This is a genomic window from Actibacterium lipolyticum (genome assembly GCF_900184935.1).
In the GTDB taxonomy this organism is placed as follows: domain Bacteria; phylum Pseudomonadota; class Alphaproteobacteria; order Rhodobacterales; family Rhodobacteraceae; genus Actibacterium_A; species Actibacterium_A lipolyticum.
In genome coordinates, this window is record NZ_FXYE01000002.1 from 907,967 (window position 1) to 927,550 (window position 19,584).

The window sequence follows — 19,584 nt, forward strand, 5'->3', positions numbered from 1 at the left end:
CGGCCCCCGCACTGCGTGGGGGCCGGACCGTTCAGGGCTTACCCCAGCCACCGCCGCCGGGCGTTTGCATTTCGAACAGCCCCCCGGCAGGCAGGTCAATCTCGTCATTTCCTTTCAGATCAACCCGCGTGCCATCCGGCAATTCGGCCGCGTTGCGCCCCGTTGCGCCGGGGGCACCGCCATTCACGCCAAAGGGTGGGATTTCGCGGTGCGAACACAGGGTCGTCACCGTCACAGGCTCCAGAAACCTAAGTCGCCGCAGCACGCCGTTGCCACCGTGCCAGTGCCCATTACCGCCCGAACTGGGGCGGATGCCGAACGCCTCCAGCCGCACTGGGAAACGTTTTTCCAAGATTTCAGGGTCGGTCATCCGGGTGTTGGTCATATGGCTTTGCACCGCGTCACAGCCGTTAAAACCCGGCCCCGCGCCAGTGCCACCCGCGATGGTTTCATAGTTCTGAAAGTCGTCATTTCCCCAGATGAAATTGTTCATCGTCGCCTGCGAACAAGCGATCTCGCCCAGCGCACCATAAAGAGCGTTACAGGTGGCTTGGCTGACCTCGGTATTCCCTGCAATCACGGCGGCGGGGTACGCGGGGTTCAACATGGTGCCTTCTGGCGCGATGATCTTAAGCGGTTTCAGGCAGCCTTCGTTAAGCGGGATGTCAGACCCCACCAATGTTCGAAAAACATAAAGAACCACGGCGCGGCAAATTGAGAACGGCGCGTTATAGTTGCCTTTGTGCTGTTCGCTGGTGCCGGTAAAATCAATCACGGCCTCCCGATTGGTGCGATCCACCCGCACATGAACCTTGATCGTGGCACCATGATCCATCGGATAGATGAAGCCGCCATCGCTAAGCTTGTCGATCACCCGGCGCACGCTTTCTTCGGCGTTGTCTTGCACGTGGCCCATATAGGCGGCGACGGTTTCCGCGCCATAGGATTGCACCACCTTCAGCAGTTCGCGCCGCCCGGTTTCGTTCGCCGCCACCTGCGCCTTCAGATCCGCCATGTTCTGCGGAATGTTGCGGCAGGGATATCGCCCACTGGAAAGAACCTGTTCGGCCAGCGCCTCTTGCAACTTGCCTTGATCAACCAAACGCACGTTGTCGATCAACACCCCTTCTTCGTCGATATGGGTGCTATCGGGCGGGGCTGACCCCGGCGTGCGCCCACCGATATCGGCGTGATGCCCGCGCGAGCCAAGCCAGAACAGCACATCATCCCCCACGAACACGGGCGTCGCCACGGTAACATCCGGCAAATGCGTGCCGCCGTTGTAGGGAGAGTTCAGCATAAACGCATCGCCGGGCCGGATCGCGCCCGCGTTTTCGCGCATCACGGTTTTGATGCTGTCCGACATAGAGCCCAAATGCACCGGCACATGCGGCGCGTTCGCAACCAAGTCGCCCGCCGCATCAAAGATCGCGCATGAAAAATCGAGCCGCTCTTTGATGTTCACCGACCATGACGTGTTCGCCAAAGTCGCGCCCATCTGATCCGCGATCGACATGAACAGGTTGTTGAACACCTCCAACAGCACCGGGTCGGCCTGCGTTCCGGCGGCGTTGGGGCGGGCCTTTGCCTCTGTCCGTTCAAGGATCAGGTTGCCGAAGCTATCGACATGGGCGGACCAGCCCGGTTCAACGATGTTTGTTCCTGTGGGTTCTGTGATGATGGCCGGGCCTTGAACGGCGGCTTCAGCAGCCAACGCGGCGCGATCATACAGCGGCACCGTATCACCCTGCATCGCCACATGCGCCAAAGGCGCGCCGACACCGGCAGATGGCAGACCAACGGGCGCTTCACCCGTAACACCGATAGCTTCGGCATTGACCATATCGAACAAAATCGCCCGCTCGGGCGAGGTGAAGCCAAAGCGGTTGTGATGCGCATCCTCAAACGCTTTTTGCATATCGGCTGCTGTGCCGAACGGCACCTCTAGCGCCTGATGCGACCCGTCATAACGCAGGTGGGCGCGCGCCTCGGTTCTGATCGCGGCGGGCGCGACGCCCTGACCGGCGACCTCGGCCTTTGCCGTTCGCGTCAACTCGGCCAGCACGGTTTCAGCCGTGGCAAGATCAGACAGCGGCGCATCGACCTGCCGTTCCTCCATCGCGCGGATTTCGGCAAGGCCCATGCCATAGGCCGACAAAACCCCCGCGAACGGGTGCAGGAACACGCGGCGCATACCCAGCGCATCGGCCACAAGGCAGGCATGCTGCCCGCCCGCACCGCCGAAACATTGCAGCGTGTATTGGGTCACATCATGCCCGCGCTGAACGCTGATCTTTTTGATCGCGTTGGCCATGTTGTCCACGGCGATGCGCAAGAAACCTTCGGCCACCGCCTCGGGCTCTTCGGCGGGTTGGCCTGTGGCGGCGGCAATCTCTGCCGCCAGCGCCGTGAACTTTTCGCGCACAACATCGCCGTCTAGCGGCTGATCACCGTCAGGGCCGAACACATGCGGGAAATGCGCCGGGTTCAGCTTGCCCAGCATCACGTTGCAATCCGTCACCGTCAGCGGCCCGCCGCGGCGATAACAGGCCGGGCCGGGATCGGCACCCGCGCTTTCCGGGCCCACCTGATACCGCCCGTCGCGGAAGGAACAGATCGACCCGCCCCCGGCGGCGACCGTGTGAATATCCATCATCGGGGCGCGCATACGCACGCCTGCGACCTCTGTTTCGAAGCTGCGTTCATAATCGCCAGCGAAGTGGCTGACATCGGTGGAGGTTCCACCCATGTCAAACCCAATCAGCCGGTCAAACCCTGCGGCGGCGGCTGTCTTGACCATACCGACGATCCCACCTGCCGGGCCGGACAGGATCGCATCCTTGCCCTGAAATAGCCCCGCATCGGTTAGGCCGCCGTTGGATTGCATGAACAACAGCCGCTCACACGCGCGGCCCATATCAAGCGCACCGGCCACCTGATCGACATACCGGCGCAGGATCGGCGACAAATACGCATCCACCACGGTCGTATCGCCCCGCCCGACCAGCTTAACCAGACGCGAGACCTGATGGCTGGTCGAAACCTGCGTGAACCCGACCTCGCGTGCAATTTCGGCCACCCGCGCTTCGTGCACCGGGTTCAGATAGGCGTGCAAGCAGGCGATGGCGACGGCGCGAATGCCATCGTCAAACGCGGCCTGAAGCGCGGCGCGGGCGGCGCCTTCATCCAGCGGGCGCAGGACTTTACCGTCCGCGTCCAGCCGTTCGGGCAATTCGGCGACGGTTTCATACAGCAGATCGGGGCGTTTGATTTCCAGATCGAACAGGCGCGGGCGGGTTTGATAGCCGATGCGCAGCAGGTCGCCGAACCCTTCGGTGATCAACAGCAGGGTGCGTTCGCCCTTACGTTCCAACAGCGCGTTGGTGGCAACCGTCGTGCCCATCTTAACCGCGCGAATGGCCGCATCGGGGATGGCGTCATCGGGGGTCAGCCCCAGCACCTCGCGGATGCCCTGCACCGCCGCATCACGGTAACGTTCGGGGTTTTCGGAAAGCAGCTTGTGGGTGCTAAGGCCCCCATCCGGCGCGCGGGCGACGATATCGGTGAAGGTGCCGCCGCGGTCGATCCAGAACTCCCAAGCTTTATCGCTCATCCCTGCCCCCATTGGTGAAGTTTCTTTGGCTTCACGGATGGGGTCAGGATTGTCAATCGCGCGCTATTCGCCGGGCTCGCGCTTAACCCGGAACACGGCCAGATACAGCGCGGGCACAAAGACCAACGTGATGACAGTACCGGCAATGATACCGCCCATCATAGCAAAGGCCATCGGCCCCCAGAAGATCTGGCGCGAGATCGGGATAAGCGCCAAACTGGCCGCCGCCGCCGTCAGCAGGATCGGGCGGGCGCGGCTATCGCTTGCCTCGAACACGGCGTCCCATGCGGAACGGCCCGCTTTGCGCAGCACCTCAATCTCGCTCACCAAGATGATCGAGTTTCGGATCAGGATACCGACCAACGCCAGCACCCCAAGGATCGCCACAAAGCCCAGCGGCGCGCCCGATGGCACCAGCGCCGCCACCACGCCGATCAGGCCCAGCGGTGCCACGCACAGCACAACGAAGGTCAGGCGGAAGCTTTGCATTTGCACCATGATCAGGAACAGCATGATCAGGATCATCAGTGGCACAACGGCGGCGATGGGTGCCTGACTGTCAGCGCTGGCTTCAACTGTACCGCCGACTTCGGCCTTGTACCCAAACGGTAACGCCTGATTAAACGCGGCGACCTTTTCGGCCAGATCATTAACCACCGTCGCGGGCTGATCATCGGTCGCGATGCCCCCCTTGATGGTGATCGTCGGCATCCGACTGCGTTGGTGAATAACCGGCTGTTCCGTCTCAAACCGGAACGTCGCAACCGACCGCAGCGGAATTGACGTCCCGCTTGAAGCGCTAAGCTGCAGGTTCGACAACAGCTCGACGGATTGGCGCGACGTAGCATCGCCCCGCGCGACGATATCCACCAGATAAGCGTCATCGCGCAGCTGCGTTACCGCGCTGCCGTCATAAATCGCGTTCAACGCCGACGCGATATCGCGCGAGGTCAGGCCAACCTGCCGCGCCTTGTCGTGAAGGATATCAACACGCACAACGCGGGTCGGCTCGTTCCAGTCCAGAACGATACCCGTCACCCGTTCGTCACTGGCCATCAGGCTGGCGAAATCACGGGCGTGATCGCGCAGCACCTCAATGTCCGGGCCGGACATGCGGTATTGCACAGGGCGACCAACGGGCGGGCCGATCTCTAGAAGTTTGACAAAGACATCGGTGCCGGGAAATTCGTTTTCGGCAACGGCCGTCAGTTCGGCCCGCAACGCATCGCGCGCTTCAACCGATGGGGTCTGGATAACGATCTGGCCAGTGTTCGGCCCCGGCGTTGGCACGTCAAACGCCAACAAGAACCGCGGCGCGCCACGGCCCACATAGGACGACCAGAACGACGCATTTTCATTGTCGATCAGGTTCTGTTCAAACCGATCCATCTGGGCCTGTGTTTGCGCGATGGAGGCGTTCTGCGGCAGGGTCATATCAACAACCAATTCCGGCCGGTCAGAGTTTGGAAAGAACTGCTGTTCGACAAACCGCATCGAAAAGACCGAAAACATAAAGGCAGCAACCGTCAGCCCGATTGTCAGCCACCGGAACCGCATCGCAACGCGCAGCACCTTGTGGAACATCCGCCGCAAACGGCCCGGCCCTGTGGAATGGTGCTTCATCTTTGCGGGCAGCATCGTGACGCCAAGCAACGGCGCGAAAAGCACGGCCACGATCCACGAAATCACCAACGACACGGCAATCACGACGAACAAAGAGAACGTGAATTCACCCGCCGCGGAACTGTTCAGACCTATGGGAATGAACCCCGCAACCGTCACCAACGTCCCCGACAGCATTGGAAACGCGATAGAGGTCCACGCATATGACGCCGCCTTGCTAAGGCTTTCCCCGATTTCCAAACGCGAAATCATGGTTTCAATCGCAATCATCGCGTCATCGACCAACAACCCAAGAGAGATAATCAGCGCCCCAAGCGATATCCGCTGCAACGTGATGCCGGTGTATTCCAAAATGACGAATGTGATGGCCAGAACCAGTGGGATGGTCACTGTCACCACCAGCCCGGCGCGCACGCCAAGGCTGACGAAACTGACGATCAGAACGATCAACACCGCCTCAACAAGGGCTTGGATGAAATGGCCCACGGCTTCGTCTACGACATGGGGTTGGTCGGCCACTTGATGGATTTCGATACCAATCGGCAGATCCGCCTGCGCCCGGTCGATGACCGCGCTAAGCTCTTCGCCGAAGTCGATGATGTTGGCGCCTTTGCGCATACCAACGGCAAGGCCGATTGCCTCTTCACCGTTGAACCGGAACAGCTCCGCCGCTGGGTCTTCATAGCCACGGCGAATTTCGGCTACATCGGCAAGGCGGAAAAAGCGGTCGTCAACACGCAGGTTGATGTCTTCCAAGCTATCAACGCCAGAAAATTGCCCACCGACCCGTACCAACATCCGTTCCGGCCCTGCATGGATCACACCCGATGGCAGGATGGCGTTCTGCGCCGCAAGGGTGGATTGCACCAGTTCCTGATTAACCCCCATCGCCGCCAGACGTTCGGTTGAGAATTCAAGATAGATCACCTCATCCCGCGTTCCGTAAATCTCGACCTTGCCGGAATCCTCCAGCGCCTGAACAGAGCGGCGGACATCTTCGACATAGTCGCGCAATTCGCGTGGCGAAAACCCATCCGAGGTGAAGGCATAGAGGTTGCCGAAAACATCCCCGAAATTGTCGTTGAACTGAAAACCCGCAAACTCTTCTGGAAAGTCGCCCTTGATGTCGTTCATCATGTTGCGGACGGTTTGCCAGATGGTTTTCAATTGCGCCGCATCGGTGGTTGCCAACAGTTCGACATAAACGATCGCTTCGCCGGGCCGCGTGACAGAGCGGGTGAAATCAAGCTCGTCCAGATCTTCTAGCTTTTTCTCGATCCTGTCGGTGACTTGGGTCAGCGTTTGCTGCACGTCCGCCCCCGGCAGAGCCGCGGCAATGATCATGGTTTTGATCGAAAAGTCCGGGTCTTCCTCGCGCCCGATATTCATATAGGAAATCGCGCCCGCAATCAGTGAAATGATCATCAGGAACCAAACAAACGACCGGTGGTTCAGCGCCCAGTCTGACAGATTGAAACGTTTCATTGCGATACGCGCGGGCCAACACGCTGCCCGTCCTCGATTGAATTGATACCTCGGGTGATGACCTCATCCCCCGCCGTCAGCCCGTCGGTCACACGCACGCGCGCGCCAAACTGTTCGCCAAGAACAACCTTGGTCCGGGCAACCGTATTTGTGCTGCGATCCACGACCCACACATGTGGCGCGCCCTGTGGATCAACGACCGCCGCAAGCGGGATGCTTATTCCGGCTTCTGCACCGTCAACCGGCGCGGCCCATGCAAGACTGCCCAGCAAGAACCCATCGGCGGGCTCCTCCAATGTTAGGTGCAAGCGCCGCGTGCGGGTGGAGCGTTCGGCAACGGGGTCGATCCGCGTCAGCGTCGCCTGAGAGCGAATGTCGCTGCGTGCGACAAGCCACACATCGAAGGTCGCGCCGATATCCATCGCGGCCGAGTCCTGTTCCGTCAGGTCGATAACAATTTCGCGCCCGTCAGTGGCCGCAAGGCTTAGCACCGGCTCACCTGCGGCAAGAGTCACGCCAGCTTCGGCATAGACCTGCGTGATGATACCGTCCTGTGGCGCGGTCAGATCAGCAAAGCTGCGCATCTCTTGCGCGCGGGCCAGGGTCGAATTTGCTTGTTCCAGCCGCGCAGTGGCGGCGGCCAGCGCACGTTCGGTATCTTCGGTCTGAACAGCACTGCCAACGCCGCGTTGTTCCAACGCGCGCGCACGTTCATCGGCATCCTTGGCCGATCTAAGCTGCGCCGTTGCGACGGTCACACCAGCCTCGGCGGCGCGAACGTCTGAATCAAGGTCTTCCGGACTAAGCTGCGCCAACAGATCGCCTGCTTTGACGATATCGCCCAGTTCAGCGCCACGTTCGGCAATCGTGCCGATCAGGGGAAAGGCAAGGTCGGTTTCCACGCGGGCCGCGACAGACCCGACATATGTTGTCCGCTCTCCGGTTTGGGTGTTCACCTGTTCGGACACAACCGGGCGCGGCGCAGTTTCAACCGGCGTTGCCGACTCTTCCGCGAAAACGGGTGTGGCCAATAGGGTTAGAAGGGCAAGAACCGTTCTCATTGGGGCACCTCCACAGAACGAACAACACGACCGGGGTACATAAGCTGCGCACCATCCGTGACGATCAATTCACCGGCTTCCAAACCGCTGTTCAGCACGATGCGCCCTGTTTCAAAGCGGTCAATTACGACCTGACGGATAGAAACCTGCATCGTTTCGGGATCAACCACCCACACCGCAGGCCCATCAACCGTCGCCGACATCGCGGTATAAGGCAGCGTGATATGCGGCGCGTCATCCATGCGAACGGTTCCGCGTACCGGATCGCCGTATGACACGTTCGCCGGTGCATCGCTGACACCAACGGTCACCAGAACCGTCCCCGTCGCCGGATCCACCAAAGGCGAAGTTTCGCGGATAACGCCCGAAAACAAGTCGCTGTCACGATCAATCAGCGAAAGCGCGACAAAACCGTTCACGGCGCCTGTTGTCGGCAGTGCCTCTGGCACATTGAACACCGCATCCAACGCGCTGCCCAAAGCCAGTGTCAGCACCGACTGCGCCGCGCCGACGACTTGGCCCAGCTCAACATCTCGGCTGGTCACGGTGGCATCTTCGGGTGCCAATAGGGTTGTATCGGCCAGTGCCTTATGCGCGCGTTCTAGATCAGCCTGCGCTTGTGCCAGCGTGCCTTGTGCGATGCTTAGGGCATCTTCGGCGGCATCGCGGCTGATCCGCGTTGTTGCGCCGCGCGCCAAAAGCGCGACCTGACGTTCAAACGCTTCGGATGCTTGCCGAAAATCAGCATCCGCCGTTGAAAGCCCAGCCTCGGCCGCGCGCAATGCCTGTTCTTGCTGAACGGATTCCATATGCGCCAACGCCGCGCCCTTGGCCACAACGTCCCCTTCTTCGACCAGCACGCTTACGACGCGCCCGCCGACGGGGAATGAAACAGTCACCTCTTCACGGGCCAAAATCTCGCCCGTCAACGAAAAGCTAAGTGATTCAACCTTTGGCGTGGCGGTAACGATGCGCACTGCCAGCGGCTCCTCCGCTTGGGCGGTGAATGCCAACAGGCACACCGCAGCGATGTAGGGGAACAATCTCATTTCGGAACCTCGTTTACCGGCAACGCGTCCACCATGCTTTCAAGACGCTCAAACAATTCGGAATTATCGGGGGCGGCGGCTGGCGATACTTCGAACATGGCAAAGAACATCATTCCTTCGACGGCTGTCCAAATCACATAGGCCGCAGCTGGATCAGGGCAATCCGCGCGAATATCATCCCAAAGCGCGGCAAATACTTTGCGCAAGGGTTCCAGCAACGCAGGGTTTTCGGACAACCCCGTCACAAGCGCCACCCGCACACCAATTTTTTCACACAGCATATCGCGTGATGTGTGCACCATCGCCCGCAAGGTCGGGTGGGTTTTACCCTTCAGGCGTTCCCTGTTTTTCTCAAGGATTTCATGCATGCCCGTCAGGGCGCAATCCATCATCCCCGCCAACAGCGCCTCTTTGGTGGGAAAGTGGTAAAGGACGCCGCCTTTGCTGACGCCTGCCTCTTTTGCCGCCGCGTCCAGCGTCAAATGCCGGGCGCCATCGCGGTTTGCGATCACCTCGGCCGCTTCAAGGATACGGGGGCGCGCGCCTGTGCCTCTTTTCTTTGTCATATCGAGTCGGCCTGAATTTACTGTACCGTCCAGCTGGTACAGTAAGCGAATTCCAAGGGTCAACCCAGATTTAAACGCCCCAACGGAATCGTGTGCGCCGATTGACCTTGCGTGAACACAGCCTGCTGATCACCACTTTCAGGGTTGTAAGGTCGCCCCCCAGAGTTACCTTTCAAGCTAAGAAAAAGAATATGAGGGAGGCCACCGATGAAGTTGACCGTCAATGGAAACGCCCATGACCTAGACGTCGAACCCGACATGCCCCTGTTGTGGGCCCTGCGTGACGAGCTTGGCATCACAGGCCCCAAATACGGGTGTGGCATCGCAATGTGTGGGGCCTGTACCGTACATATTGACGGGGTCGCCGTGCGATCATGTTCTGTTCAAGTTGGGGATGTCGATGGCGACGTGACAACCATCGAAGGCCTTGGAACCCCCGATGCCATGCACGCCGTCCAAGCCGCGTGGTTTGAGCATCAGGTCGCCCAATGCGGTTACTGCCAATCGGGCCAAATCATGCAAGCCGCGTCACTTCTTGAAGAAAACCCTGCTCCGACTGACGAAGACATTGACGACGCAATGTCGGGCAACCTGTGCCGCTGTGGCACCTACCCCCGTATTCGCGCTGCGGTCAAAACCGCCGCCGCCAAGCTAAGCGAAGGGTAAGCCATGTCACGTATCGGAAGCATCGCGCGTCGCACGTTCCTTATCGGCTCTGCCGCCATTGCTGGCGGTGTGGCGTTCGGCGTTTACGCCTATAAGCAGCCCGTAAGAAACCCGCTGACCGATGATCTGGCCGAAGGCGAGGCCGCGCTGACGCCCTATGTCCACATAGATCAGACGGGTGTCACCCTTATCACCCCGCGCACGGACTTTGGGCAGGGCGCCTATTCGGTTCAGGCGGCGTTGCTGGCAGAAGAGCTTGATCTGGCGTGGGAAGACATCCGCGTTGATCCCGGCCCGCCCAGCCCCGCCTATTACAATGGCAAAGTCGCCGCCGAAGGCTTCCCCTTTCCCGCCACCGATACCGGGTTTGTCGCCAAGAACGCCCGCGCGTTTGGTGATGTGGTGTCAAAATTCATGGGGCTGCAAATCACCGGTGGGTCAAGCACCGTTCCTGACGCCTTTGAAAAGCTACGCGTCGCAGGCGCAACCGCCCGGCAGGTGCTGCTGGAAGCGGCCGCGCAAGTCACCGGCATCGCCAAGGAAACGCTCTCCACCAAGGACGGTTCCGTCGTCTTGCCCGACGGCACAATGCTAAGCTATTCCGAACTGGCCCCGGTCGCCGCCGGAATTCAGCCACCGCGCGAGGTGGCGCTAAAGCCGGAAAGCGAATGGCGTTATTTGGGCAAACCGATGACCCGCCTTGATACGCTGGGCAAGGTCACTGGCACCGCCCAATACGGTATCGATATGACGATGCCCGGCATGGTCTACGCCACCGTGCGCACCAACCCGCGCCTTGGCGGTGATGTGAACGGCTTTGATGCGACTGCGGCCGAAACCGCAAATGGCGTGCTGAAGGTCGTGCCTGTCACCGGCGGCGTCGGCGTGATTGCCAACAACACCTGGCGCGCCTTTCAAGCCGCCGAAGCGATTGAATTTGACTGGGGCCCAGCGCCCTACCCCGCAGATATGGAGGCGATGTGGGAAAAGGTCGGCACCTCGTTCAGCAAAGACCGCAAGGACAGCCGGTTCAAGAATGACGGCGATGTAGAGGCCGCCTTCGAAAGCGCCGACACCGTGCTAGAGGCTGAATACCGCATCCCATATCTGGCGCATGCGCCATTGGAACCGATGAACGCGGTTGTGCAACTGAAGGACGGGCGGCTGGATATCTGGACCAGCACGCAAATCCCGATCTTCGCAATGGCTGCAGCGGCAGAGGTCAGCGGGCTGGACGCCGAAAACATCCATCTGCACGTACAGATCAGCGGCGGCAGCTTTGGGCGGCGGCTTGAGGATGACTTTATCCGCCAAGCGGTCGAACTGGCCCAAGCCGTCGAAGGTGTGCCCATCAAGATGACGTGGTCGCGCGAAGAGGACATGACACATGACTTCCCCCGCCCGATGCAAATGGCACGCGCGCGCGGCGTCGTGAAAGATGGCCATGTCGAAGCCTATGACCTTGGCATTGCGGCCCCATCGGTTGCGTCTTCGCAGATGGGGCGGCTGAACCAATCCCTTCCCGGCCCCGACATCGCGATTATCGCGGGCGCGTGGGATCAGCCCTTTGCCATCCCCAATTACCGCGTAACGGGTTACCGCGTGCCGCCGCTTGTTCCTGTCAGTTCGTGGCGGTCTGTCGGGGCATCGGGCAACGGGTTCTTGCACGACTGTTTTCTAGACGAACTGATCCACGCCGCCGGGGCGGACCCGATGGAGGAGCGTATCCGCCTGTGCTGGCACGCCCCGTCCCGCCGGGTGTTGGAGGCTGTCGCCGAAATGTCCAACTGGGGCAACGACCTTGGCCCAGATCGCGGGCGGGGTGTCGCCTTTACCCTGTCATTCGGCGTCCCAACCGCCGAGGTGGTCGAGGTGACAAATACCCCCGATGGCATCCGCATCAACAAGGTGTACGTGGCCGCCGAGGTCGGCAAAGTGTTGGACCCGGTGAATTTCGAAAATCAGGTGCAGGGCGGCGTTGTCTGGGGGCTTGGCCACGCAATGAACTGCGAACTGACCTATGACGACGGAATGCCAGAACAGACCAATTTCCACGACTTCGAAGGAATGCGCCTGTACCAATGCCCCGAAATTGAGGTGCGCGGGCTGGAAACCACTGACGATATTCGCGGTATCGGCGAACCCAGCGTCCCGCCTGCCGCGCCTGCCTTGGCAAACGCCATCTTCGCCGCCACCGGACAGCGCATCCGCGAATTGCCGTTGAACAAGCACATCGATTTCGTCTGAACGGGCAGATTACAACGTCGCGTTAAACCGGCGCTGAAAGGCCTTTGGATCAAAACCGTGGCTTTCGGCGCTGTAAATCGCGGTGTCCAGTTCCGCCAACAAACCCTGCCGGGCCTGATCGGGCCCGGCCATACTGTGCAGGGCGTGCCCCGCTTGGCGCAGCCCGGCCATATCGCTTTGCCGTGCAGCTTTGCGAAGGGCTGATTTCAAGCGGCGAATGGCCAGCCAGTGTGAAACCCGATCTGCTGAAAACACATGCCCGGTGCCGACAATCCCCACCAGACCAATGCCAAACGCGCCAATCAACCCCGCCCACAACGCGCCAGCGCGCAGCTTGGCCGGTTCCGCCACGTTTTCCTCGGGCCGGGGCGGCGGCATGTCCGCCTCCGAAATCGCGATCCGCTGGGCCGAGATTTTGGCCGTCCGCATCTGTCGGGCGACCGTATCGAAATAAGAAAACTCTATCGGCTCAAGGATTGCCGATGGCGGGTTGCGCGGCTTTATCGTCCAACGCCAATAGGCGATGGCGACGGGGCCATGCGGTGTCAGATCAACCAGCCGCTTTTCCGGGTGCGCAAAGATATGCGCGCTGGGCGAATGAAGCTCTGGCATGGGCGGGATCATGTCGGGGCTGACGCCCAGCGCCGAAACCGCGATGACGCGCAGAACGCCCTCTCCCTCGGCCAACTGATCGGGGGCATTCGACCATCTGTCGGTGATTTCAAGATGGCGCACGGGAAACCACCAATCGTCAACGGCAGGGGCCGGGCGCACCTCTAGGTCCAGCGGGTCTGACTGAACTTGATATTCGAACCAGTTGTCGTTTTCGTCCAGCAGGGTCAGGTGATGGGTAAACGGGCCAACCTTCAGCTTTCCAGCACGGTCCGGAAACAGCGCCATGCGGCGGCGCATGTTCTTGACGGTTTTGCCGTTAAGCTGACTTTCGTACCAATGATCTTCGCCAAGCTGCATCCAGTTGAACCCGTCCAGATCGGGCTGTTCCAACTTTTCCAACGTGATGTGGCGGCGATAAACCCCGTGGATTGTCAGCAACACCATCTCGTTCTGAAAAGGGGCTGTGCTGGTATCTTCCAGCGTGACAGTCAAGACCAGATCAGCCGGGTCCACCGCGCGTTGCGAAAACGCACAAGCGGGCCACAAAAGCAGCAAGATCAGGATCGCGCGTTTTACCATGGCGTGTCCGCCCGTGGTTGCCCTTCGCCAGCTTTGGCGCGGCGTTTGTGTTCATGCAGAATGCGGGCAGCCAGAAACGCGCCCGGAACATCAGGCAATGTCGCCAACCAACGGGGGCTGGCGGTGACGTATTTATCATCGAACACCTTGCGCACGCTCAACCGACCGCGACTGGTTAGTTCTGGTAAACCCAGCAGCGCGCCGCTGTTTGTGACGCCATCGCCCGTGCTGGCCGCCCGCGCCGCCCCTTGCGCGATGCCTGAATCAGCCGAGGCACCGTCTTTCTGGTCCGACCACTTAATGATTGAATCTGCGTCAATCTCTGTCCCAGCATAAAACGCCAACACCAGGTCAAAGTTTGCCTGCGCTTGCGCATCTTCGCGCAAAATCATCGCGCGGTCGTATGACTCTAGCGCGGCGGCGTATTCTTCGTTGCGGGTCAGCGCGTTGCCAAGGTTGAACATCTGTTCCGGCCCGGCCTGCCGAAACGAGGCAACGGCCTGTTCAAACTGCCCCGCCCGGTATTGCGCCACCCCGCGCCATGAAGGATCGGATAACAGCATCACGGCGGTTTTGTTCAATCCAAGCGCCAAGGCCACCCGCCCAAAAGGGGCCGTGCCGCCCAATATCAACGCCAGCACAAGCAATACCCCGGCCAGAAAGAGGACGATCATCCGCATCACGCCCTCTCTCGCCGAAACAGGGCTGCGATGGGGATCAGCGCGAACAGAAGCAAGTAGCGGCCGTAGTCTGTCCAAAACAGCAGCCTGAAATCCTGTCGTTCCAATCGCTTGTCATCTGATCGCGACAGTTCGTCCATCAACGCGGTTGCTTCGTTCAATTGGAACAGAAGCCCGCCGCCGATATTCACCAAACTCTGGACTTCCGCGGTTGCGCCTGCGCCATCTTCGGCCACCGTGGTTTCGGCATGTGCCACCAACAACCGCCCGCCAAGATCAACGATGTCCTTGGCCGCCAGCAACGCTTCTGGCCCCAGCCCGCCGCCGTCGGTCATCAACACCACGTCCCCGGCGATCACGTCGGCCTCGTCCAATATCTGCGCGGCTTGGCGCAGGGCCAGCGCCGGGCGGCTGCCCTTGTCGGGGATCGTTTTACCGTCCAGCAGGGTCACCGTTTGACCAAGCTGCAGCGTATCCGTTGTCAACGGCGATGCGACATAGCTGTCACCGGCGTAAACCACCAACGCCGCCGGTTTGGTGCCCAGCACGGAAAGCGCGGCCCGCGACATGGTCACGGTATCTTGCCAGCGTGCATCCTGTGTCATGCTGTCGGACACATCCAACACGAAGACAACGCCATCAAGGTTGCGAAACGTCTGTGCGTCATCACTTTGCCCCGCCGGACCAACCAGCGCGATAACAATCGCCCCCGCCCCCAAAAACGGAAGCTGCGCCGCGACGCGCGCGCGCGGAAGGTCAACCCGGCCCAACCGTTCCATCGCTTGCATAAGGTGTGGGTCAATCATCTTGGCCCAATCCCCAACCCGCGCGTTGCGCCGGAACGACAGCACGGCCAAGACCGCGATCACCGGCAAAGCCAAAAGCCAAAGCGGGCGCAGCAGGATTATCTGGCTTAGCAGGGTCACGCCGGCGCCCTCCATGCCAGCAACAGACAACCAAGCGCGGCAAGTACCGCCGGATAGACCCACAGATCGCGATAGGTTTCAGCGGCCAATCCGGCACTGGCCGTAGGTTCCAGTTGGTCGATGGATTCGGTGACGACGATCAGATCTTCGGTGGTGCGGACGCGGAACATTTGCCCGCCGCTGATGTCCGAAACTGCCTGTAAGGTGGGCACATCCACCACGCCGCGTTCGTTTTCCGCGCCGGTCGCCTCGTTCGGGCCAAGCGCGATGGTGTGAACGCGTACGCCCATGTCGCTGGCCAACTTTGCCACATCGCGCGGGTTGGCGGCGCTTGCGTTATTCACCCCGTCAGACATCAGAATAACGACCCTGCTTTTCGCTGTTGAGCCATCAAGCCGTTTCAGCGCAACGCCCAACCCCTCGCTGATATTGGTGGAGCGGCCGGATATGCCAATCGCCATCCCTTCGACGGTTTTGGCCACGGCTTCGGCGTCAAATGTGGGTGGCGCGGCGAAATAAGCCTCTGATCCGAACACAACCACGCCAAGCCTGTCGCCTCCGCGGTTACGCACAAATTCAGCGCCCACCTTCTTAACCGCATCCAGCCGGGTGACCGTTTCACCATCAACCGCGAAATCCTTGCGCACCATTGAACCGGACAGGTCCAGCACAAGCACCAGATCGCGCCCAGACATTGGCAAAGCCGGGGTCGGTTCAAGCTGCCGTGGCCCGGCCAGCGCAACCACCAGCAACACCCAGACCACACTTGGCACCACGTATCGGCCACGGGTGATCCCGCCGCTGTGTTTGGCTTGGCGCACCACGCTGCGCCCAACCCCTTCGGGAACGACAAGGGCCGCGCCTTTGGCAACCGCAGGCGGCACAAGGTAAAAGACCAGCACGGGCAGCGGCAGCAGGATAAGGAACCAAGCATCGGCAAATTCAGGCATCGCCGCCCCCCGCGCGCAACAGCTCTGCCTCTAGCGCCGTTGGGTCGGGAAGGCCGCCGGGCGCGTAAAGCCCCGAACCCATCCGCGCGACCGCATCAGGGGCGCGTTCTTTCAACAAATGCAGCAACGCCAGTGCGCGTTGTTCCGGCGGCAATGTCCTAAGCGCGTCGATCCGTTCGGCAAGCGTTTCAGGGCGCGTCTGGGTGCTCCGTTTCATGATCAACGGCAACAACAGCGCCACCATGAACGCCAGAAACAGCCCCAGCCCCATCGCGGCGGCGAACTCTGCCACCTGCCCGCCCGCAGCATCCGTAGGCAAACGAATATCCTGAAGTCCGGCGACCAGATCCTCAAGTGTGAAGGCGCGCTCTGCCATGTCAAAGCCCCAGTTGCAAAATCGCGTTGGGGATTGGCGCTCCGGCATCCACGTATTGCACCGGAACCATCGACAGCGTTTCGCTGTGATCGACCGCTTTTACCCCGCGCCTACTGATCATCGCATTGATGCGCGACCCATCCGGCGCGCCCACAGGATAATACCCCGCAGGCAAATCACGAAGCGCATGTTCTTCGACGATCAACAACCGTGGGAAACGGCGCAGCGCCAGTTCGCCCAAGATGTCTTTCAACCCGACGCCAGCGCGGTCCATCCCCGTAGCAATCACGATGGCCGCACCGCTTGGCACCACCCGCTTCAGGCTGACCAGAACCCGGTCAAGCTGAGGATCGTTCAGGTCATCCGCGGCGGCGGCCAATGCCATTTCATGCGCTTTCACCAAGCCGCCAATCACCGCCAGCATCCCGCGCACACGCCCCCGCACCGGCACAACAACAGTGCCCTGCGCAGTGATCGCCAACAGGCCCACACGCCCGCCCGCCTCTATCGCTTGCCAGCCAAGGCGGGCCAAAGCCTCGGCCGCGGCGACGGAACGAAACGCGCGACGCACGCCCCACAGCATCGAGGGGCGGAAATCGGCCACCAAAAAGGTCACACGGTCGCGTTCTTCGTGGAACGTTCGGATGTGCAGCTTGCCCGTGCGCGCCGTCGCCCCGCGATCGACATGGCGAATATCGTCCCCTTCGACATAGGCGCGGCTGTCGGCAATCACCTGTCCGTTGCCCCGGCGTTTGATCAAAAAACCACCGGGCAGCGCGCTGATCGCGGGATCATCGGCGGGCGCGTGTTGCACATGGGCGCGTTGCGCGATCAGGGCCGCCGCATTGACGGTGACCCCTGATCCGCTTGCGCCCGCTGCGGCGGTCATAACGGCTCCGTTGCGCCTAAGATGTCGTGGACGATGCCGCGCGCGGTGCGCCCTTCGGACGTAGCGCGCCAACTGACGACAAGCCGGTGCGCCAAGGCATCCGCGGCCACCGCATTCACATCCTCGGGCAGCGCATGGTCACGCCCGTTCAGATACGCGCGCGCCTTGGACGCCGCCGCCAAAGCCAGCGACCCGCGCGGCGAAACCGCGTGGTCAATTTCATCGTTAAACGGGGCTTCGCGCGTCGCCAGCACCAAGCGCACGATATAATCACGGAGCGCGGGCGACAGGTGTACCTGCATCGCTTCGGCCTTGCCGGTACGGATATCTGCCAGATCAATCTGATGCGCCGTACGCTTCACGCCCTGCTGCTCTTCCTCCACCAGATCAAGGATGCGCCGTTCGGCATCCGCATCGGGCAATTCCAGCATCACATGCAGCAGGAACCGATCAAGCTGCGCCTCGGGCAAGGGGAACGTCCCTTCGTGTTCGATGGAGTTTTGCGTGGCAATCACCACAAACGGGTCCGGCAACTGATGCGTATGGCCGCCACTTGTGACCTGCTGTTCGGCCATCGCCTCTAGCAACGCGGACTGCACCTTTGGAGGGGCCCGGTTAATCTCATCCACCAGAACGAGGTTGTGAAAAACCGGCCCTTTGGAAAATTCAAACGTGCCGGTATCAGGCGTAAACACATCTGTTCCGGTCAGGTCAGATGGAAGCAGGTCAGGCGTGCATTGAATGCGGGAAAAGTCGCCCGTCAGCGCATCGGCCAGCAATTTCACCGCCCGCGTTTTCGCCAAACCCGGCGCCCCTTCGACAAGGATGTGGCCGCTGGCAAGGATACCGACCAAAAGCCGCTCTATCAGCACTTCGTGGCCAATAAGCCCTTCTGACAAATGTGTTCTTAGACCCGCAATTTTGTCGGCCGTGTTCGATGAAAAACTGTCTGGCACCGGCACTCCTCCCAAAGTCGGCACAACGAAAGACGAAATAGCCCCCGCAGCTTACACTGTGCGTGCGCTGCCCCGTTAATACCATACACACGTTGGTATGGGTCACGCAGCGCGTGTTCGGCACGGAAAACACCGTGTTTCCAGACATCAACGGCTGTTTGATCAGGCCGGGCAGCCCGCATCGGGGCGACTGTAATAATTTTGGGATTTTTGGTAGCGGAGGAGGGACTTGAACCCCCGACACGCGGATTATGATTCCGCTGCTCTAACCACCTGAGCTACTCCGCCAAGAGTGAGCGGGTTCCTAAGCGAGGTGCGCGAGGGCGTCAAGGGGGAAACCAGCGTGTTTTTATCGCAAACGCCCAAAAATTTTCAGGCACGCTGAAGGTGCGGGTTTCCCCCATCCGTTAGGGGCTAAATCACCACCCGATGTTCCGCTTGTCCTTTTATGCCCAAGTCGACCTTGAATGTCTGGCCAGCCTGTGGCCATTCGGCGCGCTTGTCCTTGCTCATCCCTTGGGTCGCCGAGGTCACGAACATGTCGGTCAGGTCTGGCCCACCAAACGCAGGGCATGTTGTATTGGGTGCAGGAATATCAATTCGGTGCTGCAGCGCCCCTTGGGCGTCATAGGCAGAAACCCGTCCCCCCCCGTATTGTGCGTTCCAGAAAAGCCCATCGGCATCAACAACAGCGCCGTCGGGGCGCAAACCTGCTGCGACAAGATCAAGATAAAGCTCGGGTTCACCGACGGGCCACCCCTCTTCCCCCAAACGTTGCCGCATGACGTGGCCCTTCACCGTATCGGTGAAAAACGCATGCCCGCCGTCGGGTGTGAAACAGATGGCGTTGGAAATCGTGATGTTGGGGAAAAGCTGGCGCAGCTCTCCGCGGTAGTAACGATAGATCGCCCCCGCGTCAGGCTCTGCAAGTTTGCCCATCGTGCCAATCCAAAAGCCCCCAAACGGGTCAGCCCGCCCGTCATTGGACCGTGTGATGGGGTTGTCGGCCTCTAGCTTGGCAATCTCTGTCGCTTTGCCGGTGGTCAGATCAAAAAGCGACAGCGCAATTTCCGACGCGACCAACAAGTTGTCTTTATCAACCCAACCAGCCGCTGAAACGTGGTGATCAAAATCCCAGCTTTTTGTCTGGCCACCTTCGCGGGTCAGCAAACAGCACCCGACGATGTCGAACCAATAAAGCTGTCCCCGTTCTGGGTGCCAAAGCGGCCCCTCGCCCAAGGTGCAAATCGTTTTGTCAAAAGTCGAAACATCCATCTCGGTCGCCCCATTGTTTGACGAGGGT

At 60.5% G+C, this 19,584-nt stretch carries 15 protein-coding genes and 1 tRNA gene; 2 read left to right on the forward strand and 14 right to left on the reverse strand.

Annotated elements, in window-relative coordinates; genetic code table 11:
• Positions 1–31: 31 nt before the first annotated feature.
• The 5 genes from COL8621_RS13090 to COL8621_RS13110 form a co-directional block, all read right to left on the reverse strand.
• The gene (locus COL8621_RS13090; protein WP_093967772.1) at positions 32–3,613 is read right to left on the reverse strand and encodes a hydantoinase B/oxoprolinase family protein; all 3,582 of its coding nucleotides are present in this window, start codon (positions 3,611–3,613) and stop codon (positions 32–34) included.
• Positions 3,614–3,676: 63 nt separating this feature from the next.
• The gene (locus tag COL8621_RS13095; protein WP_093967773.1) at positions 3,677–6,721 is read right to left on the reverse strand and encodes an efflux RND transporter permease subunit; all 3,045 of its coding nucleotides are present in this window, start codon (positions 6,719–6,721) and stop codon (positions 3,677–3,679) included.
• Entirely contained in the window at positions 6,718–7,782 is a 1,065-nt protein-coding gene (locus COL8621_RS13100; RefSeq protein WP_093967774.1) for an efflux RND transporter periplasmic adaptor subunit, read from the reverse strand. The genes COL8621_RS13095 and COL8621_RS13100 overlap by 4 nt, the downstream gene beginning before the upstream one ends.
• On the reverse strand, positions 7,779–8,831 hold the full coding sequence (locus COL8621_RS13105; protein WP_093967775.1) for an efflux RND transporter periplasmic adaptor subunit: 1,053 nt from the start codon (positions 8,829–8,831) through the stop codon (positions 7,779–7,781). Before COL8621_RS13105 ends, COL8621_RS13100 begins: the two co-directional genes overlap by 4 nt.
• On the reverse strand, positions 8,828–9,397 hold the full coding sequence (locus COL8621_RS13110) for a TetR/AcrR family transcriptional regulator (RefSeq protein WP_093967776.1): 570 nt from the start codon (positions 9,395–9,397) through the stop codon (positions 8,828–8,830). Before COL8621_RS13110 ends, COL8621_RS13105 begins: the two co-directional genes overlap by 4 nt.
• 207 nt (positions 9,398–9,604) lie before the next feature.
• Between COL8621_RS13110 and COL8621_RS13115 the strand changes: the two genes are divergently transcribed.
• Together COL8621_RS13115 and COL8621_RS13120 are read left to right on the forward strand one after the other, a co-directional pair.
• Complete coding sequence (locus tag COL8621_RS13115; RefSeq protein WP_093967777.1) at positions 9,605–10,063, forward strand: (2Fe-2S)-binding protein; 459 nt, start codon at positions 9,605–9,607, stop codon at positions 10,061–10,063.
• Positions 10,064–10,066: 3 nt separating this feature from the next.
• On the forward strand, positions 10,067–12,310 hold the full coding sequence (locus COL8621_RS13120) for a xanthine dehydrogenase family protein molybdopterin-binding subunit (protein WP_093967778.1): 2,244 nt from the start codon (positions 10,067–10,069) through the stop codon (positions 12,308–12,310).
• A 9-nt stretch (positions 12,311–12,319) separates the two neighbouring features.
• Here the strand turns inward: COL8621_RS13120 and COL8621_RS13125 are convergent, their stop codons facing one another.
• The 9 genes from COL8621_RS13125 to COL8621_RS13165 all read right to left on the reverse strand — a co-directional run bounded on the left by COL8621_RS13125 (position 12,320) and on the right by COL8621_RS13165 (position 19,556).
• Positions 12,320–13,504 carry a BatD family protein gene (locus tag COL8621_RS13125; protein WP_093967779.1) on the reverse strand — a complete coding sequence of 395 codons (1,185 nt, stop codon included), beginning with the start codon at positions 13,502–13,504 and terminating at the stop codon, positions 12,320–12,322.
• Entirely contained in the window at positions 13,498–14,184 is a 687-nt protein-coding gene (locus COL8621_RS13130) for a tetratricopeptide repeat protein (protein ID WP_093967780.1), read from the reverse strand. The genes COL8621_RS13125 and COL8621_RS13130 overlap by 7 nt, the downstream gene beginning before the upstream one ends.
• On the reverse strand, positions 14,184–15,110 hold the full coding sequence (locus COL8621_RS13135) for a VWA domain-containing protein (protein ID WP_176438495.1): 927 nt from the start codon (positions 15,108–15,110) through the stop codon (positions 14,184–14,186). The genes COL8621_RS13130 and COL8621_RS13135 overlap by 1 nt, the downstream gene beginning before the upstream one ends.
• On the reverse strand, positions 15,107–16,060 hold the full coding sequence (locus COL8621_RS13140; RefSeq protein ID WP_093967782.1) for a VWA domain-containing protein: 954 nt from the start codon (positions 16,058–16,060) through the stop codon (positions 15,107–15,109). The genes COL8621_RS13135 and COL8621_RS13140 overlap by 4 nt, the downstream gene beginning before the upstream one ends.
• Positions 16,053–16,436, reverse strand: a complete 384-nt coding sequence (locus COL8621_RS13145; RefSeq protein ID WP_093967783.1) for a hypothetical protein — start codon at positions 16,434–16,436, stop codon at positions 16,053–16,055. Before COL8621_RS13145 ends, COL8621_RS13140 begins: the two co-directional genes overlap by 8 nt.
• A gap of 1 nt (position 16,437) precedes the next feature.
• Complete coding sequence (locus COL8621_RS13150; RefSeq protein ID WP_093967784.1) at positions 16,438–17,325, reverse strand: DUF58 domain-containing protein; 888 nt, start codon at positions 17,323–17,325, stop codon at positions 16,438–16,440.
• Positions 17,322–18,281: an AAA family ATPase gene (locus COL8621_RS13155; protein WP_093968583.1), complete on the reverse strand. Its 960-nt coding sequence runs from the start codon at positions 18,279–18,281 to the stop codon at positions 17,322–17,324. The genes COL8621_RS13150 and COL8621_RS13155 overlap by 4 nt, the downstream gene beginning before the upstream one ends.
• Before the next feature lie 211 nt (positions 18,282–18,492).
• Positions 18,493–18,569: transfer RNA gene (locus COL8621_RS13160), tRNA-Met, on the reverse strand.
• A gap of 126 nt (positions 18,570–18,695) precedes the next feature.
• Positions 18,696–19,556: an SMP-30/gluconolactonase/LRE family protein gene (locus COL8621_RS13165; protein ID WP_093967785.1), complete on the reverse strand. Its 861-nt coding sequence runs from the start codon at positions 19,554–19,556 to the stop codon at positions 18,696–18,698.
• Between the last annotated feature and the right edge of the window lie 28 nt (positions 19,557–19,584).

What these genes read in the sequence shown, in the direction of transcription:
- COL8621_RS13090 (WP_093967772.1), bottom strand. Translation starts at nt 3,613, where the DNA reads ATGAGCGATAAAGCTTGGGAGTTCTGGATCGACCGCGGCGGCACCTTC.
- COL8621_RS13095 (WP_093967773.1), bottom strand. Translation starts at nt 6,721, where the DNA reads ATGAAACGTTTCAATCTGTCAGACTGGGCGCTGAACCACCGGTCGTTT.
- COL8621_RS13100 (WP_093967774.1), bottom strand. Translation starts at nt 7,782, where the DNA reads ATGAGAACGGTTCTTGCCCTTCTAACCCTATTGGCCACACCCGTTTTC.
- COL8621_RS13105 (WP_093967775.1), bottom strand. Translation starts at nt 8,831, where the DNA reads ATGAGATTGTTCCCCTACATCGCTGCGGTGTGCCTGTTGGCATTCACC.
- COL8621_RS13110 (WP_093967776.1), bottom strand. Translation starts at nt 9,397, where the DNA reads ATGACAAAGAAAAGAGGCACAGGCGCGCGCCCCCGTATCCTTGAAGCG.
- COL8621_RS13115 (WP_093967777.1), top strand. Translation starts at nt 9,605, where the DNA reads ATGAAGTTGACCGTCAATGGAAACGCCCATGACCTAGACGTCGAACCC.
- COL8621_RS13120 (WP_093967778.1), top strand. Translation starts at nt 10,067, where the DNA reads ATGTCACGTATCGGAAGCATCGCGCGTCGCACGTTCCTTATCGGCTCT.
- COL8621_RS13125 (WP_093967779.1), bottom strand. Translation starts at nt 13,504, where the DNA reads ATGGTAAAACGCGCGATCCTGATCTTGCTGCTTTTGTGGCCCGCTTGT.
- COL8621_RS13130 (WP_093967780.1), bottom strand. Translation starts at nt 14,184, where the DNA reads ATGCGGATGATCGTCCTCTTTCTGGCCGGGGTATTGCTTGTGCTGGCG.
- COL8621_RS13140 (WP_093967782.1), bottom strand. Translation starts at nt 16,060, where the DNA reads ATGCCTGAATTTGCCGATGCTTGGTTCCTTATCCTGCTGCCGCTGCCC.
- COL8621_RS13145 (WP_093967783.1), bottom strand. Translation starts at nt 16,436, where the DNA reads ATGGCAGAGCGCGCCTTCACACTTGAGGATCTGGTCGCCGGACTTCAG.
- COL8621_RS13150 (WP_093967784.1), bottom strand. Translation starts at nt 17,325, where the DNA reads ATGACCGCCGCAGCGGGCGCAAGCGGATCAGGGGTCACCGTCAATGCG.
- COL8621_RS13165 (WP_093967785.1), bottom strand. Translation starts at nt 19,556, where the DNA reads ATGGATGTTTCGACTTTTGACAAAACGATTTGCACCTTGGGCGAGGGG.